Annotated in this window: 15 protein-coding genes and 1 tRNA gene; 1 reads left to right on the top strand and 15 read right to left on the bottom strand. The window is 60.2% G+C overall.

Annotated elements, in window-relative coordinates; translation table 11 throughout:
- Positions 1-9: 9 nt before the first annotated feature.
- The 7 genes from rpsL to ISX84_RS23160 all read right to left on the bottom strand — a co-directional run bounded on the left by rpsL (position 10) and on the right by ISX84_RS23160 (position 13,664).
- Positions 10-381 (bottom strand): 30S ribosomal protein S12, encoded by a 372-nt coding sequence (gene rpsL, locus ISX84_RS07510; protein ID WP_011570072.1) that lies wholly within the window; start codon positions 379-381, stop codon positions 10-12.
- A gap of 425 nt (positions 382-806) precedes the next feature.
- Positions 807-1,673: a DMT family transporter gene (locus ISX84_RS07505; RefSeq protein ID WP_195819723.1), complete on the bottom strand. Its 867-nt coding sequence runs from the start codon at positions 1,671-1,673 to the stop codon at positions 807-809.
- Between the two features lie 70 nt (positions 1,674-1,743).
- Positions 1,744-2,976, bottom strand: a complete 1,233-nt coding sequence (locus ISX84_RS07500) for an HlyD family secretion protein (protein WP_195819722.1) — start codon at positions 2,974-2,976, stop codon at positions 1,744-1,746.
- Between the two features lie 3 nt (positions 2,977-2,979).
- Positions 2,980-3,330 (bottom strand): hypothetical protein, encoded by a 351-nt coding sequence (locus ISX84_RS07495; RefSeq protein ID WP_195819721.1) that lies wholly within the window; start codon positions 3,328-3,330, stop codon positions 2,980-2,982.
- 221 nt (positions 3,331-3,551) lie between these two features.
- A complete protein-coding gene (gene rpoC, locus ISX84_RS07490; protein WP_195819720.1) occupies positions 3,552-7,796 on the bottom strand; it encodes a DNA-directed RNA polymerase subunit beta' in 4,245 nt (1,414 codons plus the stop codon).
- 277 nt (positions 7,797-8,073) lie between these two features.
- Positions 8,074-12,210 (bottom strand): DNA-directed RNA polymerase subunit beta, encoded by a 4,137-nt coding sequence (gene rpoB / locus ISX84_RS07485; protein WP_195819719.1) that lies wholly within the window; start codon positions 12,208-12,210, stop codon positions 8,074-8,076.
- A gap of 386 nt (positions 12,211-12,596) precedes the next feature.
- Positions 12,597-13,664, bottom strand: coding sequence for a helix-turn-helix transcriptional regulator (locus ISX84_RS23160; RefSeq protein WP_229884174.1), 1,068 nt, complete (start codon positions 13,662-13,664; stop codon positions 12,597-12,599).
- Positions 13,665-13,784: 120 nt separating this feature from the next.
- Between ISX84_RS23160 and ISX84_RS23445 the strand changes: the two genes are divergently transcribed.
- Positions 13,785-14,630 carry a VPLPA-CTERM sorting domain-containing protein gene (locus tag ISX84_RS23445; protein WP_195819718.1) on the top strand — a complete coding sequence of 282 codons (846 nt, stop codon included), beginning with the start codon at positions 13,785-13,787 and terminating at the stop codon, positions 14,628-14,630.
- Positions 14,631-14,713: 83 nt separating this feature from the next.
- Here ISX84_RS23445 and rplL read toward each other — a convergent pair whose 3' ends face one another.
- The 8 genes from rplL to ISX84_RS07435 form a co-directional block, all read right to left on the bottom strand.
- Positions 14,714-15,088, bottom strand: a complete 375-nt coding sequence (gene rplL, locus ISX84_RS07470) for a 50S ribosomal protein L7/L12 (protein ID WP_195819717.1) — start codon at positions 15,086-15,088, stop codon at positions 14,714-14,716.
- Between the two features lie 73 nt (positions 15,089-15,161).
- Positions 15,162-15,677 (bottom strand): 50S ribosomal protein L10, encoded by a 516-nt coding sequence (rplJ, locus tag ISX84_RS07465; RefSeq protein WP_195819716.1) that lies wholly within the window; start codon positions 15,675-15,677, stop codon positions 15,162-15,164.
- Between the two features lie 271 nt (positions 15,678-15,948).
- Positions 15,949-16,647: a 50S ribosomal protein L1 gene (gene rplA / locus ISX84_RS07460; RefSeq protein ID WP_195819715.1), complete on the bottom strand. Its 699-nt coding sequence runs from the start codon at positions 16,645-16,647 to the stop codon at positions 15,949-15,951.
- 1 nt (position 16,648) lies between these two features.
- A complete protein-coding gene (gene rplK, locus ISX84_RS07455; RefSeq protein WP_195819714.1) occupies positions 16,649-17,074 on the bottom strand; it encodes a 50S ribosomal protein L11 in 426 nt (141 codons plus the stop codon).
- Positions 17,075-17,198: 124 nt separating this feature from the next.
- Positions 17,199-17,732 carry a transcription termination/antitermination protein NusG gene (gene nusG / locus ISX84_RS07450; protein ID WP_195819713.1) on the bottom strand — a complete coding sequence of 178 codons (534 nt, stop codon included), beginning with the start codon at positions 17,730-17,732 and terminating at the stop codon, positions 17,199-17,201.
- A gap of 207 nt (positions 17,733-17,939) precedes the next feature.
- On the bottom strand, positions 17,940-18,137 hold the full coding sequence (gene secE / locus ISX84_RS07445; RefSeq protein ID WP_195819712.1) for a preprotein translocase subunit SecE: 198 nt from the start codon (positions 18,135-18,137) through the stop codon (positions 17,940-17,942).
- A gap of 148 nt (positions 18,138-18,285) precedes the next feature.
- Positions 18,286-18,361, bottom strand: a tRNA-Trp gene (locus tag ISX84_RS07440).
- 80 nt (positions 18,362-18,441) lie between these two features.
- On the bottom strand, positions 18,442-19,098 hold the full coding sequence (locus ISX84_RS07435) for a CatB-related O-acetyltransferase (RefSeq protein ID WP_195819711.1): 657 nt from the start codon (positions 19,096-19,098) through the stop codon (positions 18,442-18,444).
- Positions 19,099-19,109 lie beyond the last annotated feature (11 nt).

Genomic DNA, 19,109 nt, shown 5'->3' with positions numbered 1-19,109 from the left:
CTATTCCTCTTACTTCGGACGCTTCGCGCCGTACTTCGAACGACGTTGCTTACGGTCTTTGACGCCTTGGGTATCCAGAACACCACGTAGAATGTGATAACGGACACCGGGAAGGTCTTTGACACGGCCGCCACGGATCAGAACCACGGAGTGCTCCTGAAGGTTGTGGCTTTCGCCCGGGATGTAGCTGATCACCTCGAAGCCATTGGTCAGACGGACCTTGGCCACTTTCCGCATCGCCGAGTTCGGCTTCTTCGGTGTGGTGGTGTAGACACGCGTACAAACGCCACGCTTCTGCGGGCATTCCTGCAGGTGCATGGACTTTGAACGTTTGATTTTAGGCTGCCGCGGCTTGCGGATCAGCTGTTGGATCGTTGGCATTCCGGTTCTTTCCCCGTGTTGCTCACATATGTGTGCACGAGGACGACCCCCATGCGGTTGAAACTCTCTCACAGACGCGTCCGCCTGCAATGCTCATGCGCCGATGGCGCTACGATTTACATGCGCCGATGGCGCAATGCCAAAAGACCGCCACGTTTCCGTACCGAGGAAAACGACGCGGTGGGTTTACAGAGGATCGGGCCGATAGGGGGCCGGATCGTGACCACTTCAGTTCTGATTTCGGCGCGCAGGCTTGACCCTGCCGTCGAGATGAGCGGCGTATAAAAGGAGTCGCGCATGGTGTCAACAGGCGCACCTCTCTTATCAGAGGCTTGGCACATCCTTCCTTTTGCCGACGGAGGAGATCGGCATTGCAGCCCGCAATACACTGTTAAGCGAGGCCCTTGCCTGCGCACCATGGGCAGTCACCGCCGCATCTGGCTCCGCTCCCTGTAGAGGGTGAAGAGCCCGGTTGCCACGATGATGCCCGCACCCAGAAGCGTCAGCGCACTGGGCCAGTCACCAAACACCAGCCAGCCCAGAACAAGTGCCCAGATCAGTCCCGTGTAGCGGAAGGGCGCAATGAAGGAGACATCTCCCGCCCGCATCACCTGAACGCTGAAGTAGTACCCGCCGACGATGAAAATCGAAGATGCAGCAATCAACGTGCCCAGTTGTGTCGAAACGAGGACCCAGTCGATGGACAGTGACGCAAGCGCTGCCGCCACCAGCACCATGAGAGACGCCGAGAAGGTCACGAGGAGCGAAGGCACTTGCGAGGACAGTCGCCGTGTGGAGAGATCCCGTGCCGTGACACAGAGCACGGCAATCAGCGCGTAAAGCGACCACAGCGTGAACCCATCAGACCCCGGACGCACAATCAACAGCATGCCGCAGAACCCGATTGCAATGGCGCTCATCCGGCGCCAGCCAACGGCCTCGCGGAAAAACAGGGCAGAGCCAAGCGTCACCGTCAAAGGCAAGACCTGCAGAATGGCCGTGATATTGGCCAGCGGCATGTTCAGAAGGGCGGTGATGAAGAAATACGCCGCCCCGACTTCCGAAAGCGAGCGGAAACCGATCCAGAACCAGTCCTGCGGTGCAACACGGGGCCGGAAAGCACCGCGTGACCATGCCAGAAGTGCAATCAGCAAAGTCGCCAGAACCCCGCGCAAAACCAGCAGCTGAAACAGCGGCACCGCGCCGCCGGTCGCCTTGATGAGCGCGTCGTTGATGGTGAAACAGGCCATCGAGGCCATCATCAACAGCGCACCGGCAAGGTTCGGCGACATGGTGCCCGTGTTTGATTGACCGGTGTTCAAAACCTTTTTCGCTCCCTGCGACCAAGCGGCGCGCAGCTCTCTAGTGGCCGGTGAAAACCAATGTCTGCAACGGCAACAACAGCGACCGGATGCGCAGCCCTGCCGCATGCACCACGCCAACCGTATCGACCACATGCAGGAAGATGCGGCGCCCAAACCCAAGCTCGGGGTCGTCCAGCAACGCGTGATTGTAGGTGTAGGCGTTGGCAAGGCAGCGGCTGCCGGGCGGGATGTCGTCGGTCTGGCCGGGGTAGATCGGCTCCATGAACGCGGTGATCGTGCCGGGCGCGCCCATGGCCTGCGCATCGCCCAGCCGGTCCGAGGGGCGCACCTGCCCCGCCGCGATCACATCCTGTACCTCCGTGATAACCATCGGGATGACCGTGAAGGGTTTGGAGATGCACATGATCTCGGCCACCCCGCCCGCCTTCACCACCTGTGCGGAAATTTGCGGGAAGCCCGCCTGAAAGCGGTTCCGGCCCGCCTCCGAGGGCACGAGAATGCCCGCCGGGCGCAACACCGGGCTGACGATGTCGCCCACGCGCAAGGTGAACTGTTCGATGGTGCCATCGACGCCTGCATAAACGGTCAGCTTCTCAATCTCATTTTGTGCCTGTGCCAGCGCGGCCTCTGCTGTCGCACGCTGGGCAGGCAGCTGCACGGTGATCTGCGCATCCACCGCCGCGACCCCGGCGCGCGCCGCATCAACCTCGCCTTGCCGGGCACCCAGCTCATTCTCCAGAATCTCCACGTCGCGGTCACTGACCGCAGAAGAGCCCTGCGCCCGCAAAGCGCGTCGGCGCTCCAGATCTTCGCGGGTCTGCTCAAAGGCAGACATGGCCTGATCCAAAGTGCCGACGGCAGAGGCGCGTTGCGCTTGCGCCAGCACAAGACCGGCCTCGACTTCGGCGATCTGACGGCGCGCGGTTTCGGCGGCGGCTTCCTGGCTGCTGCTGTCGAGCTTGAAGATTGGATCACCTGCCGCGACCTCGGAGTTGATCTCGACATAGACATCCGAGACCCGCCCGCCCTGCTCTGATAGAATCGTCACGGTGCGGAAGAAGGAGGCCACGTTCGAGGTGCTGGGGTGGTAGTAGAAGACGATGGTGATCAGGCTGATCGTCAACATCGCGCAGAGGGTGATGCCCCAGCGCAACTCGTACCAGACCGTGAAGAAATTGATCTGATCGCCCCAGCGTTTGCCCTGGAAGCGACGGCGCAACAGATAGTCCGGCAGGATCGTGACCAGCGAACACAGGATGACCTCAAGCATGGCCTACTTCTCCCGGTTCACGAGGTTTTGCAGCGACTGCGCCATGGAATTCAGCGGGCTGACCAGATCCGGTGGGCGGAAGGCGGCCAGCACTAATGCGATGATCCAGAAGAGATTATTGTGGGTAAAAAGGGCCAGCATCGCGAGAATGCTGATCAGCTGCAATTGCGCGCTGTTGCCCTTATGCGCCATGCGCTCGGGCAGCGCATGCAGGGTGAAATAGGCGATCCCGAGCAGCAGAATCAGCACAAGGACAAAAATGACCATGACGGTGAAGAGGCTGTCGCTGCCATCAGCGCCTGCAAAATAGGGCGGCAGATGGTGCGGGGCGAGCGGATGCTGGGTGTCGGACATGAGCGACCTTCTGGATCAATACGGGCGTGGCTGGGAAGCCGCCAAACAATGACCGGACGCTAGCGCCGAAACGGTCGATTAGCCACAGCTTTTCCACGGTCGGGACGCGGCAATCGCTGCACGGGACCAGCACCACCCCGAGGGCGGATGATCTTTGCAAGGCAAAGAAAAACCCCCGGCGCGCGTGTCGCCGGGGGTTCTGGTGTGTTCTGGACGTCGCCTTAGTCGCGGCTGTCAGGGTCCGGTGTGATCACCTGATCAAAGACGTCGCCGCCGACCATGTCGTCGCCAACAGGTGCGGCCAGAGCCGCCGCTGCCTCGGCTTCTTCACGGCGCGCCTCGATCACCACATTGTCGCGATCCTGCGCCACGCGGCGCACCTTCATGGTGGCCCCACCTGTACCCGCCGGGATCAGACGGCCCACGATCACGTTCTCTTTCAGACCGACCAGTTTGTCCTTCTTCCCTTGGACAGACGCCTCGGTCAGAACGCGCGTGGTCTCCTGGAAGGAGGCCGCCGAGATGAAGCTGCGGGTCTGCAGCGACGCCTTGGTGATGCCGAGAAGGATCGGCTCGCCCTGCGCGGGACGCCCGCCCTTGGCAATCGCCTTCTCGTTGGCGGTGTCGAACTCCTGCTTGTCCACGTGTTCGCCTTTCAGCAGCGTGGTGTCGCCCGAGTCCTGGATTTCCCACTTCTGCAGCATCTGGCGCACGATAACCTCGATGTGCTTGTCGTTGATCTTCACACCCTGCAGGCGGTAGACGTCCTGCACCTCGTCGATCATGTAGTCCGCCAGCGCTTCGACCCCCATGATGGCGAGGATGTCATGCGGCGCCGGGTTGCCGTCCATGATGTAGTCGCCCTTCTGCACGAAGTCGCCTTCGGCCACGGGGATGTGCTTGCCCTTGGGCACCATGTATTCGACCTTGGTGTCCGGATCTTCCGAGGACTCGATCGCGATACGGCGCTTGTTCTTGTAGTCCTTGCCGTAGCGCACATAGCCGTCGATTTCCGCGATGATGGCGTGATCCTTTGGACGACGCGCCTCAAAGAGTTCAGCCACACGCGGCAGACCACCGGTGATGTCCTTGGTCTTCGCACCTTCCCGCGGGATCCGTGCGACCACGTCACCGGCCTTGATCTCGGCACCATCCTCGATGGAGAGAACCGCGTCGACGGACATCGGATAGGTCACCGGGTTGCCCGCATCATTGCGGACCGGTTCGCCATCACCGCCCACCAGGATGATCTCGGGCTTGAGCTCATTGCCCTTCGCCGCCGAACGCCAGTCGATCACAATCTTCTGGGTCATGCCGGTTGCATCGTCGGTCTCGTCCTTGACGGCGATACCACTCACGAGGTCGACAAACTTGGCCGTACCGTCTTTCTCCGCAATGATCGGCAGCGTGTAGGGATCCCACTCAAAGAGCTTGTCGCCCCGCACGATGTCCTGCGCGTCCTTGACGAAGAGCTTGGAGCCGTAGCCGACCTTGTGGCTGGCACGTTCCTCACCGTTTTCGTCCTGGATAATCAGCTTCATGTTGCGGCCCATGACCATGATCTCGCCAGCGGCGTTCTCAAGGGTCTGCGCGTTCTCGAAGACGACCTTGCCGGTGTGGCTGGCCTCCAGGAAGGATTGCTGACCACCCTGCGCAACACCGCCGATGTGGAAGGTCCGCATCGTCAGCTGCGTGCCCGGTTCACCAATCGACTGCGCGGCAATAATGCCCACAGCTTCACCGGTGTTGACCATGGTGCCGCGCGCGAGGTCCCGCCCGTAGCACATGGCACATACACCCTCTTCCGCTTCACAGGTCAGCGGGCTGCGGATTCGCGCAGAGGCCACGCCGGCCTCTTCAATGGCATCCGCCATGCGCTCATCGATCAACGTCCCAGAGGCGAGCATGACCTCATCGGTGCCCGGACGCAGAATGTCCTCGGCCACGACGCGACCCAGAACCCGTTCGGACAGGGACGACACCACCTCACCGTCATTCACCGCCGCAACAGCGGTGATCGACGTCTCGGTGCCACAGTCGGGCATGCGTACGATGCAGTCCTGTGCGACGTCCACAAGGCGGCGTGTCAGGTAGCCGGAGTTCGCTGTTTTCAGAGCGGTATCCGACAGACCTTTGCGCGCACCGTGGGTGGAGTTGAAGTATTCAAGAACGGTCAGACCTTCCTTGAAGTTCGAGATGATCGGCGTCTCGATGATGTCGCCGTTCGGCTTGGCCATCAGGCCGCGCATCCCGCCGAGCTGTTTCATCTGCGTGACCGAGCCCCGCGCCCCGGAGTGCGCCATCATGTAGACCGAGTTCGGCTCCATTTCAGCACCGGCCTCGTCCTTCTGACTGGCAGAGATCGAGCCCATCATGGCGTCGGTGACCTTGTCGTTACACTTCGACCAGGCATCGACCACCTTGTTGTACTTCTCACCCTGGGTGATCAGACCGTCCATATACTGCTGTTCGAAATCCTTCACCTGGTCGCGCGTCTCTTCGACGATCGGCCATTTGGTGTCGGGGATCAGCATATCGTCCTTGCCGAAAGAAATCCCGGCCTTGAATGCCTCGCGGAAACCCATGGTCATGATCTGGTCGCAGAAAATGACGGATTCTTTCTGACCACAATAGCGGTAGACGGTGTCGATGACCTGCTGAACTTCTTTCTTGCGCAGCAGACGGTTCACCAGTTCAAACGGTGCCTTGGCGTTCAACGGCAGAAGCGCACCAAGGCGCACACGGCCCGGCGTGGTCTCAAAACGCTGCATGACCTCCAGACCATTCTCGTCGATCTGCGGCACCCGCGCCGTGATCTTGGAGTGCAGGTGCACAAGCCCAGCATCCAGCGCGTGCTGGACCTCTTCAACAGAGCCGAAGACCATGCCTTCACCCGGCATGCCTTCACGTTCCAGCGTGGTGTAGTAGAGGCCCAGGATCATGTCCTGCGACGGCACGATGATCGGCGCACCGTTGGCGGGCGACAGCACGTTGTTGGTCGACATCATCAGCACACGCGCTTCGAGCTGGGCTTCCAGCGAGAGCGGCACGTGCACCGCCATCTGGTCCCCGTCGAAGTCCGCGTTAAAGGCTGAACAGACAAGCGGGTGCAGCTGGATTGCCTTGCCTTCGATCAGGACAGGCTCAAACGCTTGGATGCCCAAACGGTGCAGCGTCGGCGCACGGTTGAGCATCACCGGGTGTTCGCGGATCACCTCGTCGAGGATGTCCCAAACCTCCGGGCGTTCCTTTTCGACGAGCTTCTTGGCCTGCTTCACGGTGGACGACAGCCCCTTTGCCTCCAGTCGCGAGTAGATGAAGGGCTTGAAGAGCTCCAAGGCCATCTTCTTGGGCAGACCGCATTGGTGCAGCTTGAGCTCCGGCCCGGTCACAATGACCGACCGACCCGAGAAGTCGACGCGCTTACCCAAAAGGTTCTGACGGAAGCGACCCTGCTTACCTTTCAGCATGTCCGACAGCGATTTCAGCGGACGCTTGTTCGCCCCCGTGATCACGCGGCCACGACGGCCGTTGTCGAACAGAGCGTCGACGGATTCCTGCAGCATCCGCTTTTCGTTGCGGACAATGATGTCCGGCGCGCGCAGCTCGATGAGCCGCTTCAGACGGTTGTTCCGGTTGATGACCCGGCGATAGAGATCGTTGAGATCAGACGTCGCGAAGCGGCCGCCATCGAGCGGCACCAGCGGGCGCAGCTCCGGCGGGATCACGGGGATCACGGTCAGAACCATCCACTCCGGGCGGTTGCCGGATTCAAGGAAGCTTTCGACCACTTTCAGACGCTTGATGATCTTCTTGGGCTTCAGCTCACCGGTCGCTTCTTTCAGGTCTGCGCGCAGCGTTTCAGCTTCCTGCTCCAGATCAATCGCGGCCAGCATCTCGCGGATCGCTTCGGCACCGATGTTCGCCGTAAAGGCATCCATGCCATAGGCATCCTGCGCGTCCATATACTCTTCTTCAGTCATCATCTGACCGTATTGAAGGTCTGTCAGGCCAGGCTCGATCACCACGTAGTTCTCGAAGTACAGAACCCGCTCCAGATCCCGCAGCGTCATGTCGAGCATGAGGCCGATGCGGGAGGGCAGCGATTTCAGGAACCAGATATGCGCGACAGGAGAGGCCAGCTCGATGTGGCCCATCCGCTCGCGGCGGACCTTTTGCAGCGTGACTTCCACACCGCATTTCTCGCAGACAACGCCGCGATACTTCATGCGCTTATACTTGCCGCAAAGGCACTCATAGTCCTTGATCGGCCCAAAGATACGCGCGCAGAAGAGACCGTCACGCTCGGGCTTGAAGGTCCGGTAATTGATGGTCTCAGGCTTTTTGATCTCCCCGAAGGACCAGCTCAGGATGCGCTCCGGCGAGGCCAGAGACACCTTGATTTCGTCAAACACCTTGGGCGGCGTGAGCGGGTTGAACGGGTTGTTGGTCAGTTCCTGGTTCATTGGGAAACCTCTGCCAATTCAGGGCAAACGAAAAAGTCTGCACGATTATAATTTCTTTGAGACATGGAGCCGTTAGTGACGACGCCTTGCAATGCTTCAAGCGGCGGAGCGACGACTGGTTGGCGCTCCGATCTACATTCAGTCAAGAAGTCGCTGCCATTTGCATTCCAAATGGCCAAGACCCTCGAGTTGTCGCGCGTATCAAGATAGTCGGCACCGCCGACTATCTGACATGCAGAAAGTGGAACGGCAGCCATTCCTGCGACCGTCAACTTCCTCACTCGTCCTCCTCCGCATCCAGGAGTTCCATGTTGAGGCCGAGGCCGCGGACTTCTTTAACCAGAACATTGAAGCTCTCGGGCACACCGGCTTCGAAGTTGTCCTCGCCCTTGACGATGCTTTCATAGACTTTCGTCCGTCCAGCCACGTCGTCCGACTTCACGGTCAGCATTTCCTGCAGGGTGTAGGCGGCGCCATAAGCTTCTAGAGCCCAGACCTCCATCTCACCGAAGCGTTGGCCACCGAACTGCGCCTTACCGCCCAGCGGCTGCTGGGTGACGAGGGAGTACGGCCCGGTCGAACGCGCGTGGATTTTGTCATCCACCAGGTGGTGCAGCTTGAGCAGGTACTTGACGCCCACGGTCACAGGCCGCGCGAATTGCTCACCCGTGCGCCCGTCGAACAGCACCGACTGGCCGGAACTGTCGAAACCCGCGCGGGTCAGCGCATCGTTCACGTCCGCTTCCTTGGCACCGTCGAAGACCGGCGTGGCAATCGGCACACCGCGTGTGACGTTGCTGGCCGCTTCGATCAACAAGTCTTCTGCCAAACCGGCGATACCTTCGTCATAGACGTTCTCGCCATAGGCATGGTGCAGCGCGTCACGCACAGGGGTCAGATCACCCGACCGGCGGTACTCTTGCAGCGCCTCGTCCACGTTCAAGCCCAGACCGCGCGCGGCCCAGCCCATATGCGTCTCCAGGATCTGCCCGACGTTCATGCGCGACGGCACGCCCAGCGGGTTGAGGCAGAAGTCGACCGGGGTGCCGTCCGCGAGGAACGGCATGTCCTCCATCGGCACCACTTTCGAGATCACACCCTTGTTGCCGTGACGTCCGGCCATCTTGTCGCCCGGCTGCAGCTTGCGCTTCACCGCGACGAAAACCTTGACCATCTTCATCACGCCCGGGGGCAGATCGTCGCCGCGACGCACCTTCTCAACCTTATCCTCGAAACGGGCGTCGAGCGCACGCTTCTGGATCTCGTACTGCTCGTTCAAGGCTTCCACGACTTGCGCATCTGCCTCGTCCTTGAGGGCGAGCTGCCACCACTGACCACGGGTCAGCATTTCCAGCAGGTCTTCGGTGATCTCGGAGTTCGACGGCACGCCTTTCGGGCCTTTCACGGCCACCTTGCCGAGAATCATGCCCTTGAGACGCGCATAGATGTTGCGGTCGAGGATCGCGAGTTCGTCGTCCCGGTCACGGGCCAGACGTTCGACTTCCTCACGCTCGATCTGCAGCGCACGTTCGTCTTTTTCCACCCCGTGGCGGTTGAAAACACGCACTTCCACGACGGTGCCGAAGTCGCCCGGTTTCACGCGCAGCGAGGTGTCGCGCACGTCCGAGGCTTTCTCACCAAAGATGGCGCGCAGGAGTTTTTCCTCCGGCGTCATCGGGCTTTCGCCCTTCGGGGTGATCTTGCCGACGAGGATATCGCCCGGCTCCACATCGGCGCCGATGTAGACGATGCCCGCTTCGTCGAGGTTGCGCAGGGCTTCCTCACCGACGTTCGGGATGTCGCGGGTGATCTCTTCCGGCCCAAGCTTGGTGTCACGGGCGGCGACTTCAAATTCCTCGATGTGGATCGAGGTGAAGACGTCGTCGCGGGCAATCCGCTCGGAAATCAGGATCGAGTCCTCATAGTTGTAGCCGTTCCAGGGCATGAAGGCGACGACGACGTTCTTGCCGAGTGCCAGTTCCCCCATATCCGTCGACGGACCATCTGCGACCACCTGACCTTTGGTCACCATGTCGCCCACCTTCACCAGCGGACGCTGGTTGATGCAGGTGTTCTGGTTGGAGCGCTGGAACTTGCGCATGCGGTAGATGTCCACGCCTGCGTCGCCCAGCTCCAGGTCTTCGGTGGCGCGGATCACGATCCGGCTGGCATCGACCTGGTCGATCACACCGGCGCGTTTCGCCATGATGGCCGCCCCGGAGTCACGGGCCACAACCTCTTCGATGCCGGTGCCGACAAGCGGCGCCTCGGCTTGCAGAAGCGGCACCGCCTGACGTTGCATGTTCGAGCCCATCAAAGCGCGGTTCGCGTCGTCATTCTCAAGGAACGGGATGAGCGAGGCCGCGACCGAGACCAGCTGTTTCGGCGACACGTCGATCAGATCCACGGATTCGCTGGGCGCGAGCGTGTATTCGCCCGACTGGCGGGTGTTCACGAACTCATTGGTGAACTTGCCCCCCTCGTCGATCGACGCGTTGGCCTGCGCAACGGTGTGCCGCTGCTCTTCGGTGGCGGACATATAGTGCACTTCGTCCGTCACCTTGCCGCCTTCGACCTTGCGGTAGGGCGTTTCGATGAAGCCGTATTTGTTCACACGGGCAAAGGTGGCCAGGGAGTTGATCAGACCGATGTTCGGGCCTTCGGGCGTCTCGATCGGGCACATCCGGCCATAGTGCGTGGCGTGCACGTCGCGCACCTCGAAGCCCGCGCGTTCGCGTGTCAGACCGCCCGGCCCAAGCGCCGAGAGACGACGTTTGTGCGTGACCTCGGAGAGCGGGTTGGTCTGGTCCATGAACTGCGAAAGCTGCGAGGAGCCGAAGAATTCACGCACGGCAGCAGCGGCGGGTTTCGCGTTGATCAGATCCTGCGGCATGACAGTGTCGATCTCGACCGACGACATGCGTTCCTTGATCGCGCGCTCCATCCGCAGCAGACCCACGCGGTACTGGTTCTCCATCAGCTCACCGACCGAGCGCACCCGGCGGTTGCCGAGGTGGTCGATGTCGTCGATGTCGCCGCGCCCGTCGCGCAGATCGACCAGCGCCTTGATGCAGGCCACGATGTCTTCGCGGCGCAGCGTCCGCTGCGTGTCTTCCGCATCCAGCGCCAGACGCATGTTCATCTTCACACGGCCGACAGCCGACAGGTCATAGCGCTCGCTGTCGAAGAACAGCGTGTCGAAGAGCGCGGAGGCGGCCTCGACGGTGGGCGGCTCGCCCGGACGCATGACGCGGTAGATGTCCATGAGCGCGGTGTCGCGGTTCATGTTCTTGTCCTGCGCCATGGTGTTGCGCATGTAGGGGCCGACATTCACGTTATCGATGTCGAGCACGGGGATCTCGGTGATCCCTGCGTCGATCAGCTCTTTCGCGGTGCCACCGATCAGCGTGCCGTCCTTGTCGTATTCCAGGGTCAGCTCATCTCCGGCCTCGACATAGATCGCGCCGTTTTCTTCGTTGATGATGTCCTTGGAGACGAACTTTCCCGCGATATGCTCGTAAGGCAGCAGAAGCTCGGTCACCTTGCCGTCGTCGATCAACTGCTTGACCGCGCGCGGGGTGACTTTCTTGCCCTGCTCGAACAGCACTTCACCGGTTTTCGCATCGACCAGATCATAGGTCGGGCGGGTGCCGCGCACACGATCCGGGAAGAACGGGGCGACCCAGCCTTTGTTCTTCTTCAGCTTGTAGGTGACGGTGTTGTAATACGCGTCCATGATCGCTTCCTGGTCGAGACCAAGCGCGTAGAGGAGGGTTGTCACAGGCAGTTTGCGGCGACGGTCGATCCGCGCAAAGACGATGTCCTTGGCGTCGAATTCGAAGTCCAGCCAAGAACCGCGGTAGGGGATGATGCGGCAGGCAAAGAGCAGTTTGCCGGAGGAATGCGTCTTGCCCTTGTCGTGGTCAAAGAACACGCCGGGCGAGCGGTGCATTTGGGACACAATCACCCGCTCTGTGCCGTTCACCACAAATGTGCCGTTTGGGGTCATCAGAGGCATGTCGCCCATGAAGACGTCCTGTTCCTTGATGTCCTTGACGGATTTCGCGCCCGTGTCTTCGTCCACATCAAACACGATGAGGCGCAGCGTCACCTTCAGGGGGGCGCTGTAGGTCATGTCACGCTGCTGACATTCCTCCACATCGTATTTGGGCTTTTCCAGCTCGTACTTGACGTATTCAAGCACGGAGGTTTCGTTGAAGTCCTTGATCGGGAAGACCGACTGGAACACGCCGGTGATGCCTTCGCCGTCCGTGGGGACGTCCGCATCGCCGGAGTTCAGGAAGAGATCATACGAGGATTTCTGCACCTCGATAAGGTTCGGCATGTCCAGCACTTCGCGGATCTTGCCGTAGTATTTGCGTAGACGTTTCTGGCCGAGGAACGTATTTGCCATGCGAAGTCGCACTCCATATCTTTGTCTGTTCGCGCAGCGGGAGGGCGACCCGTCGCGAACGCTCAAAGATCGAAAAGAAGATCTATCCCTGCGTGCTTGCCCGAAAGCACGCGCCCGATCATAATCTCTCCGGAAAAAGCCGCTCTTTTGATCTCTGGGGCGGCTTTTTGCGAAAGATTTCAGGTGTGTGTGAGTGTGCCTGCTCCTGCCTGTGTCAAAGACGCAAAAGGCCGGGTGCGAATCATCGCCCCCAGCGGAAGTCTTCACATAGGCCTTGATTAACAAAAGCACAACAGGGCGGGCGGAGAAAAGCAAGAATTTTTCGCCTGGCCGGACGGCAAAGGTGCCCGGTTGTGCGCCAGAGCGTCAAATCCGTCAGCCTTGCCTTAACGCAGGCCCCGCAGTTTCAACGCCGCTTCGGTGCGGTTTCGACAACCGGTTTTGGACAGGACGCGTTCCACATGGCGCCGGGCCGTATGCAAACTGATATCCAGATCGCGCGCAATCTGCTTGTCCTGATGCCCCTCGGCCAGCAGCTTGGCAACCTCCGTTTCGCGGGGCGTCAAGACATAGTGCTCGCCGCGCGATATCACCTCGACCGACACAAGGCAGATGGGATCGCCATGGGGCCAGGGCGCCTGTGCCGCTGACAACCGCACCTGGCAATCCGGAAGCGAGACGAGCGAGACGACGTTCAACGGCGCCTCGGCCATGTATTGGTCACGCCGGCTCCCCGGCAACACCCGGGCCACCAACTGCGCGGCTGATGTCTGGCAGTCCTCAAGCCCTGCCTGGGTCGCCGCCAGCGCATCAAAGCAATGATTGCGGTGCATTAGCGTGCCCGCAGCATCGAAGACCAACAAGGCCACCGGCATGGCATCCATGGCCTGGACCCACTCAGCCTTGTAGCGCTGCAACTCGGCGCGCAGTTTGCGCCCGGCGGTAAATGCGGGCTCAAGCAGCTTCAGCCACTTGAATTCGGATGACCCTTCGCCGGGAACATCGACATGGCCGTATCCGGCGATCAGCATCCCCTCCCCCACCGACAGCGGGGTCGATGCGGCCATCTGCCGGTCGATCTGGTTGGGGTTCAGGGCTTTTGCGTGCACCTCGGTGTTCTCACGGGCCGCCGGGTCAAACAGCGGCCCATCGTGGAACGCACCCGCCCCGGCGGACCGCAGAACCCGGTGCAGGAAAGAGGCATAGGGATCGACGAAGGTCGAAAAACCGCCGGTGTCATAGCCATGAAAGGTAGCGGCGATCCCGTCGGCAAGGCCGGTGCCCATGGACCGGCTCATAACTGCAATCCCGTCAGCCGTGTCGTTGGGTCCCACCTCATACAACCGGTCAGTGCGCAGCAAGTCCTCAAGGGTACGGCACGCTTCGGGGTCGTTCCAGACGCCCCCTGCCTGAAGCAGCGCCCGCTGCAACTCTATGATCCGTGTGACATCCATCTATCGGTCTGAATACAAATAAAGTTAGGTCAAAATCTCTAGGGCATTTGCCCTAGAGACGTCATCTGAGCAGCAGAGTAGCATTTCAATTCGAATTATCCACGATTTGGGACAGAACCAGTGACAAAGAGTTTTCAAACCATAGTTTCTGCAGCACTTCTTTCAGCCCTGTCATACGGGGCGCATGCCGCAACGCTCAATACGGCCGATTTCGGTATCTCTTACCAGGTCGTCGCCTCTCCTATTAGTAAATCCGAAAGTTTTGCCCCTCGCACTGGCTTTTCCGAAGGCGTGAGCTTTACCACACCCGGCAACACCTCCTTTGCCGACGTCGAGGGGGATCTCGCCACCGGGCGGTTGCGGGCACGCTCCGGTCGAGCTGACCTGGGGTCCTTCTCCGCTCAGTCAACCCGAACCTTGGCGGTGATAAAAGACACAATCTCGGTTGACGCATCCGCACTCAGTTTCAACGACATCTTCAGCGTGACCTTCACCACGCGCCTCAGCGGTTCCCTGGCCGCTGGTGGGCGGGCAAGCTACAGCCTGCTCGCGGACCGGGTCGGTTCGTCGGACTTGGCCAGGTTTACCGGAAACTGGTTCCGCCGCCCGGCGACCACAACCGACTTCGTGGATTACCGTGATCCCCTTGTCGACTTTGGCGGAAGCTTCACCAAGGCAAGTTTTGACGCGGGCGAAGGCCTTGTGTCGGTGTCGTTCAACCTGCGTGGCGACAGGATCTACGATTTCGGCTTGACCGCAACCTTGATCACGGAGGGAGACGCAGACTTTTTCAACACCGCCGCACTTGGCATAGACACATCGGTGCCCTGGACCTCGGCCTCGGGCATATTCCTCAGCGATACCGGCGTGGAGACCAGCCCGGTCCCCCTGCCAGCTGCCGCCTGGTTTCTGCTGGCCGGGCTTGGCGCCCTGCGCCTGCTGCGCCGGAATGCTGGCATGGCCTGACCACACCCGCACATGAAAAAGGGGCGCTCCGACCTGCGGAGCGCCCCCAATGTTTCGACCGGAGGCCTTTGCCTCCGAACCGCTTAGGCCAGTTCGACCTCGGCGCCAGCTGCTTCCAGCTTGCCTTTGATCTCTTCGGCTTCGGCTTTGTCGACGCCTTCTTTGATCTTGCCGCCCGCTTCCACGAGGTCTTTGGCTTCTTTCAGGCCCAGACCGGTGATGCCGCGCACTTCTTTGATCACGTTGATTTTCGACGCGCCCGCGTTCTTCAGAACGACGTCGAATTCTGTTTTTTCCTCTTCAGCGGCGCCAGCACCGTCTGCAGGACCAGCCATCATCACTGCGCCGCCTGCTGCGGGCTCGATGCCGTACTCGTCTTTGAGGATGGTTTTCAGTTCTTGTGCTTCAAGCAGGGTCAGACCAACGATCTCTTCTGCCAGTTTTTTCAGATCAGCCATGTTTAGCTCTTTCCGTTAACGATATGTGTGTTCCAACGTCGTGCATTCAACCCGACGCCGATTTGACGATGCTTCAAGCAGCCGCCTTGTCCTCGATGGTGGACAAGATGGATGCGATGTTGCTTGCAGGTGCGCCAATGGCCCCGGCGATGTTCGATGCAGGTGCGCCCAGCATGCCAGCGATGGTAGCAATAAGCTCCTCGCGCGATGGCATTTTGGACACGGCTTCGACACCGGCGACGTCCAACGCGTTCTCCCCCATGGCACCGCCGAGGATGACGAACTTGTCATTGCCCTTGGCGTAGTCCTGAGCCACCTTGGCCGCGGCCACAGGATCCTCAGAATAGGTCAGAACGGTCATACCCGACAGAAGGTCAGCAATGCTTGCGCATGGCTTGCCCTCAAGGGCGATCTTGGCGAGCCTGTTTTTGGCAACACGCACAGACCCACCCGCTTCGCGTGCTTTGGCGCGCAGGTCCTGCATTTCAGCAACTGTCAGACCGGCATAGTGGCTAACCACAACGACGCCAGAGCTTTCAAAGATCTGGCCGAGTTCGTCGACCAGCTGTTCTTTTTGTGCTCTATCCACAGTTTCACTCCAAAATTGGGTAGGTTGCCCCACCCGGCTCAGTTTAGAGAGGCGATGGTCTGCCCCTCGTTTCGGGTCCAATTCAGGGTCCCGAGACCAAAACCGCCCGAAGGCCGAATTCTCTCGTTTCCCATCTCAGGAAGGAATTATGTGAGGTACCCCACACCCTCCGTCTCGGACAGAAGCAAGGCCGATCGTCTGGCCCTGCCTATCTGGCGGGTCGCCCCGCCAAATTCGGATGGCACGGTGGGCTGAAGCCCACCCTACCTGTTTACTCGGTGACGGCGTTATCAACCGAAACGGAAACGCCAGGGCCCATGGTGGAGCTCAGCGCGATTTTCTTCATGTATGTGCCTTTGGAGCCTGTTGGCTTCGCTTTGGACACGGCACCGACAAAGGCACGGATGTTTTCCACCAGCTTGGCTTCGTCAAAGGACAGTTTGCCAACACCGGCGTGCACAACGCCGCCTTTTTCGGCCTTGAACTGCACTTCACCGCCTTTTGCCGCTTTCACAGCAGCTTCGACGTCCATGGTCACGGTGCCAACCTTGGGGTTGGGCATCAGGTTGCGCGGGCCGAGCACCTTACCCAGACGACCGACGATGGGCATCATGTCCGGCGTGGCGATGCAGCGATCAAATTCGATCTTGCCGCTTTGCACGGTTTCCATCAGGTCTTCGGCACCAACGATATCCGCACCAGCCTTCTCGGCTTCTTCGGCCTTCGGGCCGCGGGCAAATACAGCCACGCGCACGGATTTACCGGTGCCGTTGGGCAGGCCCACCACACCGCGGACCATCTGGTCTGCGTGGCGTGGGTCAACGCCAAGGTTCAGGGCGATCTCGACGGTTTCGTCGAACTTCACACCCGAATTTCCCTTGATCAGCGCAACGGCCTCTTCAACGGTTACATTCTCTTTGCCAGCGAAAGCTTCACGCGCGGCGCGGGTTCTTTTTCCAAGCTTTGCCATCTTACTTCACCTCGATGCCCATGGAGCGGGCGGAGCCCAGGATGATCTGCATCGCCGCTTCCACGGAGTTGGCGTTGAGATCTTTCATCTTCGCTTCGGCAATCTCGCGCACCTGCTTGGAGGTCACATGACCCACAACTTCGCGCGAGGGTGTCTTGGCACCGGATTTCAGCTTGGCGGCCTTCTTCAGGTAGTAAGACGCGGGCGGCGTCTTGATGTCCATGGTGAAGGACTTGTCCTGATAGTAGGTGATCACGGTGGGGCAAGGGGCGCCCTGCTCCATATCTGCGGTCTTGGCGTTGAACGCCTTGCAGAATTCCATGATGTTGATGCCGCGCTGACCCAGCGCCGGACCTACCGGCGGGGACGGGTTTGCTTGACCGGCGGGAACCTGAAGCTTCATGGTCCCGGCAAGTTTCTTGGCCATTGGCCTTCTCCTTTTCCAACCCCTCAGCAGCGCGCTGCCTCAGGTTCCTCGGCGGGAAACCCGCCGTTGTTGTCGTGGTCCGGTTCGGATGCCGCGGCACCCTCGCCTCCCACGCCTTGCACACTCAGGTCTGCTTGTTGACCTGGGTGAATTCCAGCTCGACCGGGGTCTCCCGGCCAAAGATCGACACCGACACCTTCAGGCGCTGGTTCTCATCATCGACCTCTTCAATCATGCCGTCGAAGTCCTCGAACGGACCGTCGGCCACTTTAACCTTCTCACCCACCTCGAAATGGATGAGCGTACGCGGCGCTTCTTCGCCTTCCTGAACCCGGTTCAGGATCGCGTTCACTTCGGCATCGCGCATCGGCATCGGGCGCCCCTGCGGGCCCAGGAAACCGGTGACGCGGTTGATGGAGTTGATCAGGTGGTAGCCCTGATCCGACATCTCCATATGCACCAGCACATACCCCGGCATGAAGCGACGCTCGGTCGTCACCTTCTTGCCGCGGCGCACTTCAATCACCTCTTCGGTCGGAACCAGAACCTCGTCGATCTGCTCTTCCAGGCCCTGCTCGGTCACGGATGTACGGATTTGCTCCGCGATCTTCTTTTCGAAGTTCGACAGAACACTGACCGAATACCACCGTTTTGCCATCTGATCCTTGGTCCCTGTCCTGTCGCGCGCCATGTGCAGCGCAAAAATTCCACTGTCTTTCAGACACTTAGCCCGCTGACTTTAAACAAAAAATCGGCGCGCAACTCGAATCGCCGCACGCCCCCGTTCAGGTCAGGTGTGCGGGATACTCCGCACAGGCCAATGTTTCAAGGGGGCGTTTGGGTTTTTTAGACGTCCGGTTCAGCCTCAGCCAAACATGTTCAGGACAGCCTGCAGTCCGCCACGGATGATGATGTCGACGGTTGCAAAGAAGATGGCCGTCAGCGCAGCGAGGATAAAGACCATCACCGTGGTCAGCATGACTTCGCGCCGGGTCGGCCAGACCACCTTCGCGACTTCTGCGCGAACCTGCTGAATGAACTGAAGCGGATTGGTGGTGGCCATTGGGCATCTCTTTCAAGGTAACGATCTAGGCGACATAACGGCCAAAGCCGAGGATTTCAAGAGGACACCGCCCCGGCATGCGTCCTCTGAACAACGCGAAATGGCGCGTAGAAACATCATTTGCCAACAAAGCCAAAAGCGGGAGAACTGGCAGGGGCTGAGGGACTCGAACCCACGACCCTCGGTTTTGGAGACCGATGCTCTACCAACTGAGCTAAACCCCTATGCCGGGGGATGGCGTAGTCGGAAAAGCGGCCGGGTTCAAGAGGGATCGCAAGGTCAAAACCAGAAAATAGGCGTGCGATTATCCTGCCACCGCTTCCAGCGCATCGATATCCGCACCCGTAATCAGCGCCTCATGGGCCGTGATCTGTTCAATCGGCCAGTCCCACCACGCCAGATCAAGCAACCGGGCAATCACGCCGGGATCGAAGCGGAGACGGATCACCTTACCGGGATTGCCCACCACCACGCTGTAATCCGGGATTGTACCGCCGACGACCGCACCCGTACCGATAATGACACCAGATCCGATCTGTGCGCCCGGCAATACCCGTGCATCTGCGCCGATCCAGACGTCATGGCCCACAACTGTATCACGCCCCTGCGGCAATGCGTTTGCGTAGGCGCCAAATCTATCGGGATCGTGAATGGCAAAGGGGAAAGTCGAAAACCCCCGCATGTCATGATTGGCCCCATGGGTGATGAACCGAACACCGTGGGCAAACTGCCCGAACTTGCCGATGATCAGCCTGTCGCTGGACATCGGGAAAAGATAGGGCGCGATCCGACCCGCCCAGCCAGACAGCTCCGCAGGCGGGTCGAAATCATTGGCGTAAGTGTACTCCCCGACGTCGATGCGCGGATGATCGATGACCGCTTTCAAAAAGACATTGTTGGGCAGCTTGCTGCCATCCGGCAGCGTGACGGGATGGACTGTGTCTGGCGACGGGAAACTCATGAACTCACTCT

The organism is Roseobacter sp. MH60115, assembly GCF_015644665.1.
In the GTDB taxonomy this organism is placed as follows: Bacteria; Pseudomonadota; Alphaproteobacteria; order Rhodobacterales; family Rhodobacteraceae; genus Roseobacter.
This window is presented reverse-complemented; position numbering and strand designations above follow the sequence as displayed.

Bases quoted from the DNA above. Each gene is read 5' to 3' on its own strand.
- ISX84_RS23160 (WP_229884174.1), bottom strand. From the start codon at position 13,664: ATGGATGTCACACGGATCATAGAGTTGCAGCGGGCGCTGCTTCAGGCA.
- rpoB (WP_195819719.1), bottom strand. From the start codon at position 12,210: ATGGCAAATACGTTCCTCGGCCAGAAACGTCTACGCAAATACTACGGC.
- ISX84_RS07435 (WP_195819711.1), bottom strand. From the start codon at position 19,098: ATGAGTTTCCCGTCGCCAGACACAGTCCATCCCGTCACGCTGCCGGAT.
- ISX84_RS07505 (WP_195819723.1), bottom strand. From the start codon at position 1,673: ATGTCGCCGAACCTTGCCGGTGCGCTGTTGATGATGGCCTCGATGGCC.
- ISX84_RS07500 (WP_195819722.1), bottom strand. From the start codon at position 2,976: ATGCTTGAGGTCATCCTGTGTTCGCTGGTCACGATCCTGCCGGACTAT.
- rpsL (WP_011570072.1), bottom strand. From the start codon at position 381: ATGCCAACGATCCAACAGCTGATCCGCAAGCCGCGGCAGCCTAAAATC.
- rpoC (WP_195819720.1), bottom strand. From the start codon at position 7,796: ATGAACCAGGAACTGACCAACAACCCGTTCAACCCGCTCACGCCGCCC.
- rplL (WP_195819717.1), bottom strand. From the start codon at position 15,088: ATGGCTGATCTGAAAAAACTGGCAGAAGAGATCGTTGGTCTGACCCTG.
- rplA (WP_195819715.1), bottom strand. From the start codon at position 16,647: ATGGCAAAGCTTGGAAAAAGAACCCGCGCCGCGCGTGAAGCTTTCGCT.
- secE (WP_195819712.1), bottom strand. From the start codon at position 18,137: ATGGCCACCACCAATCCGCTTCAGTTCATTCAGCAGGTTCGCGCAGAA.
- ISX84_RS07495 (WP_195819721.1), bottom strand. From the start codon at position 3,330: ATGTCCGACACCCAGCATCCGCTCGCCCCGCACCATCTGCCGCCCTAT.
- rplK (WP_195819714.1), bottom strand. From the start codon at position 17,074: ATGGCCAAGAAACTTGCCGGGACCATGAAGCTTCAGGTTCCCGCCGGT.
- nusG (WP_195819713.1), bottom strand. From the start codon at position 17,732: ATGGCAAAACGGTGGTATTCGGTCAGTGTTCTGTCGAACTTCGAAAAG.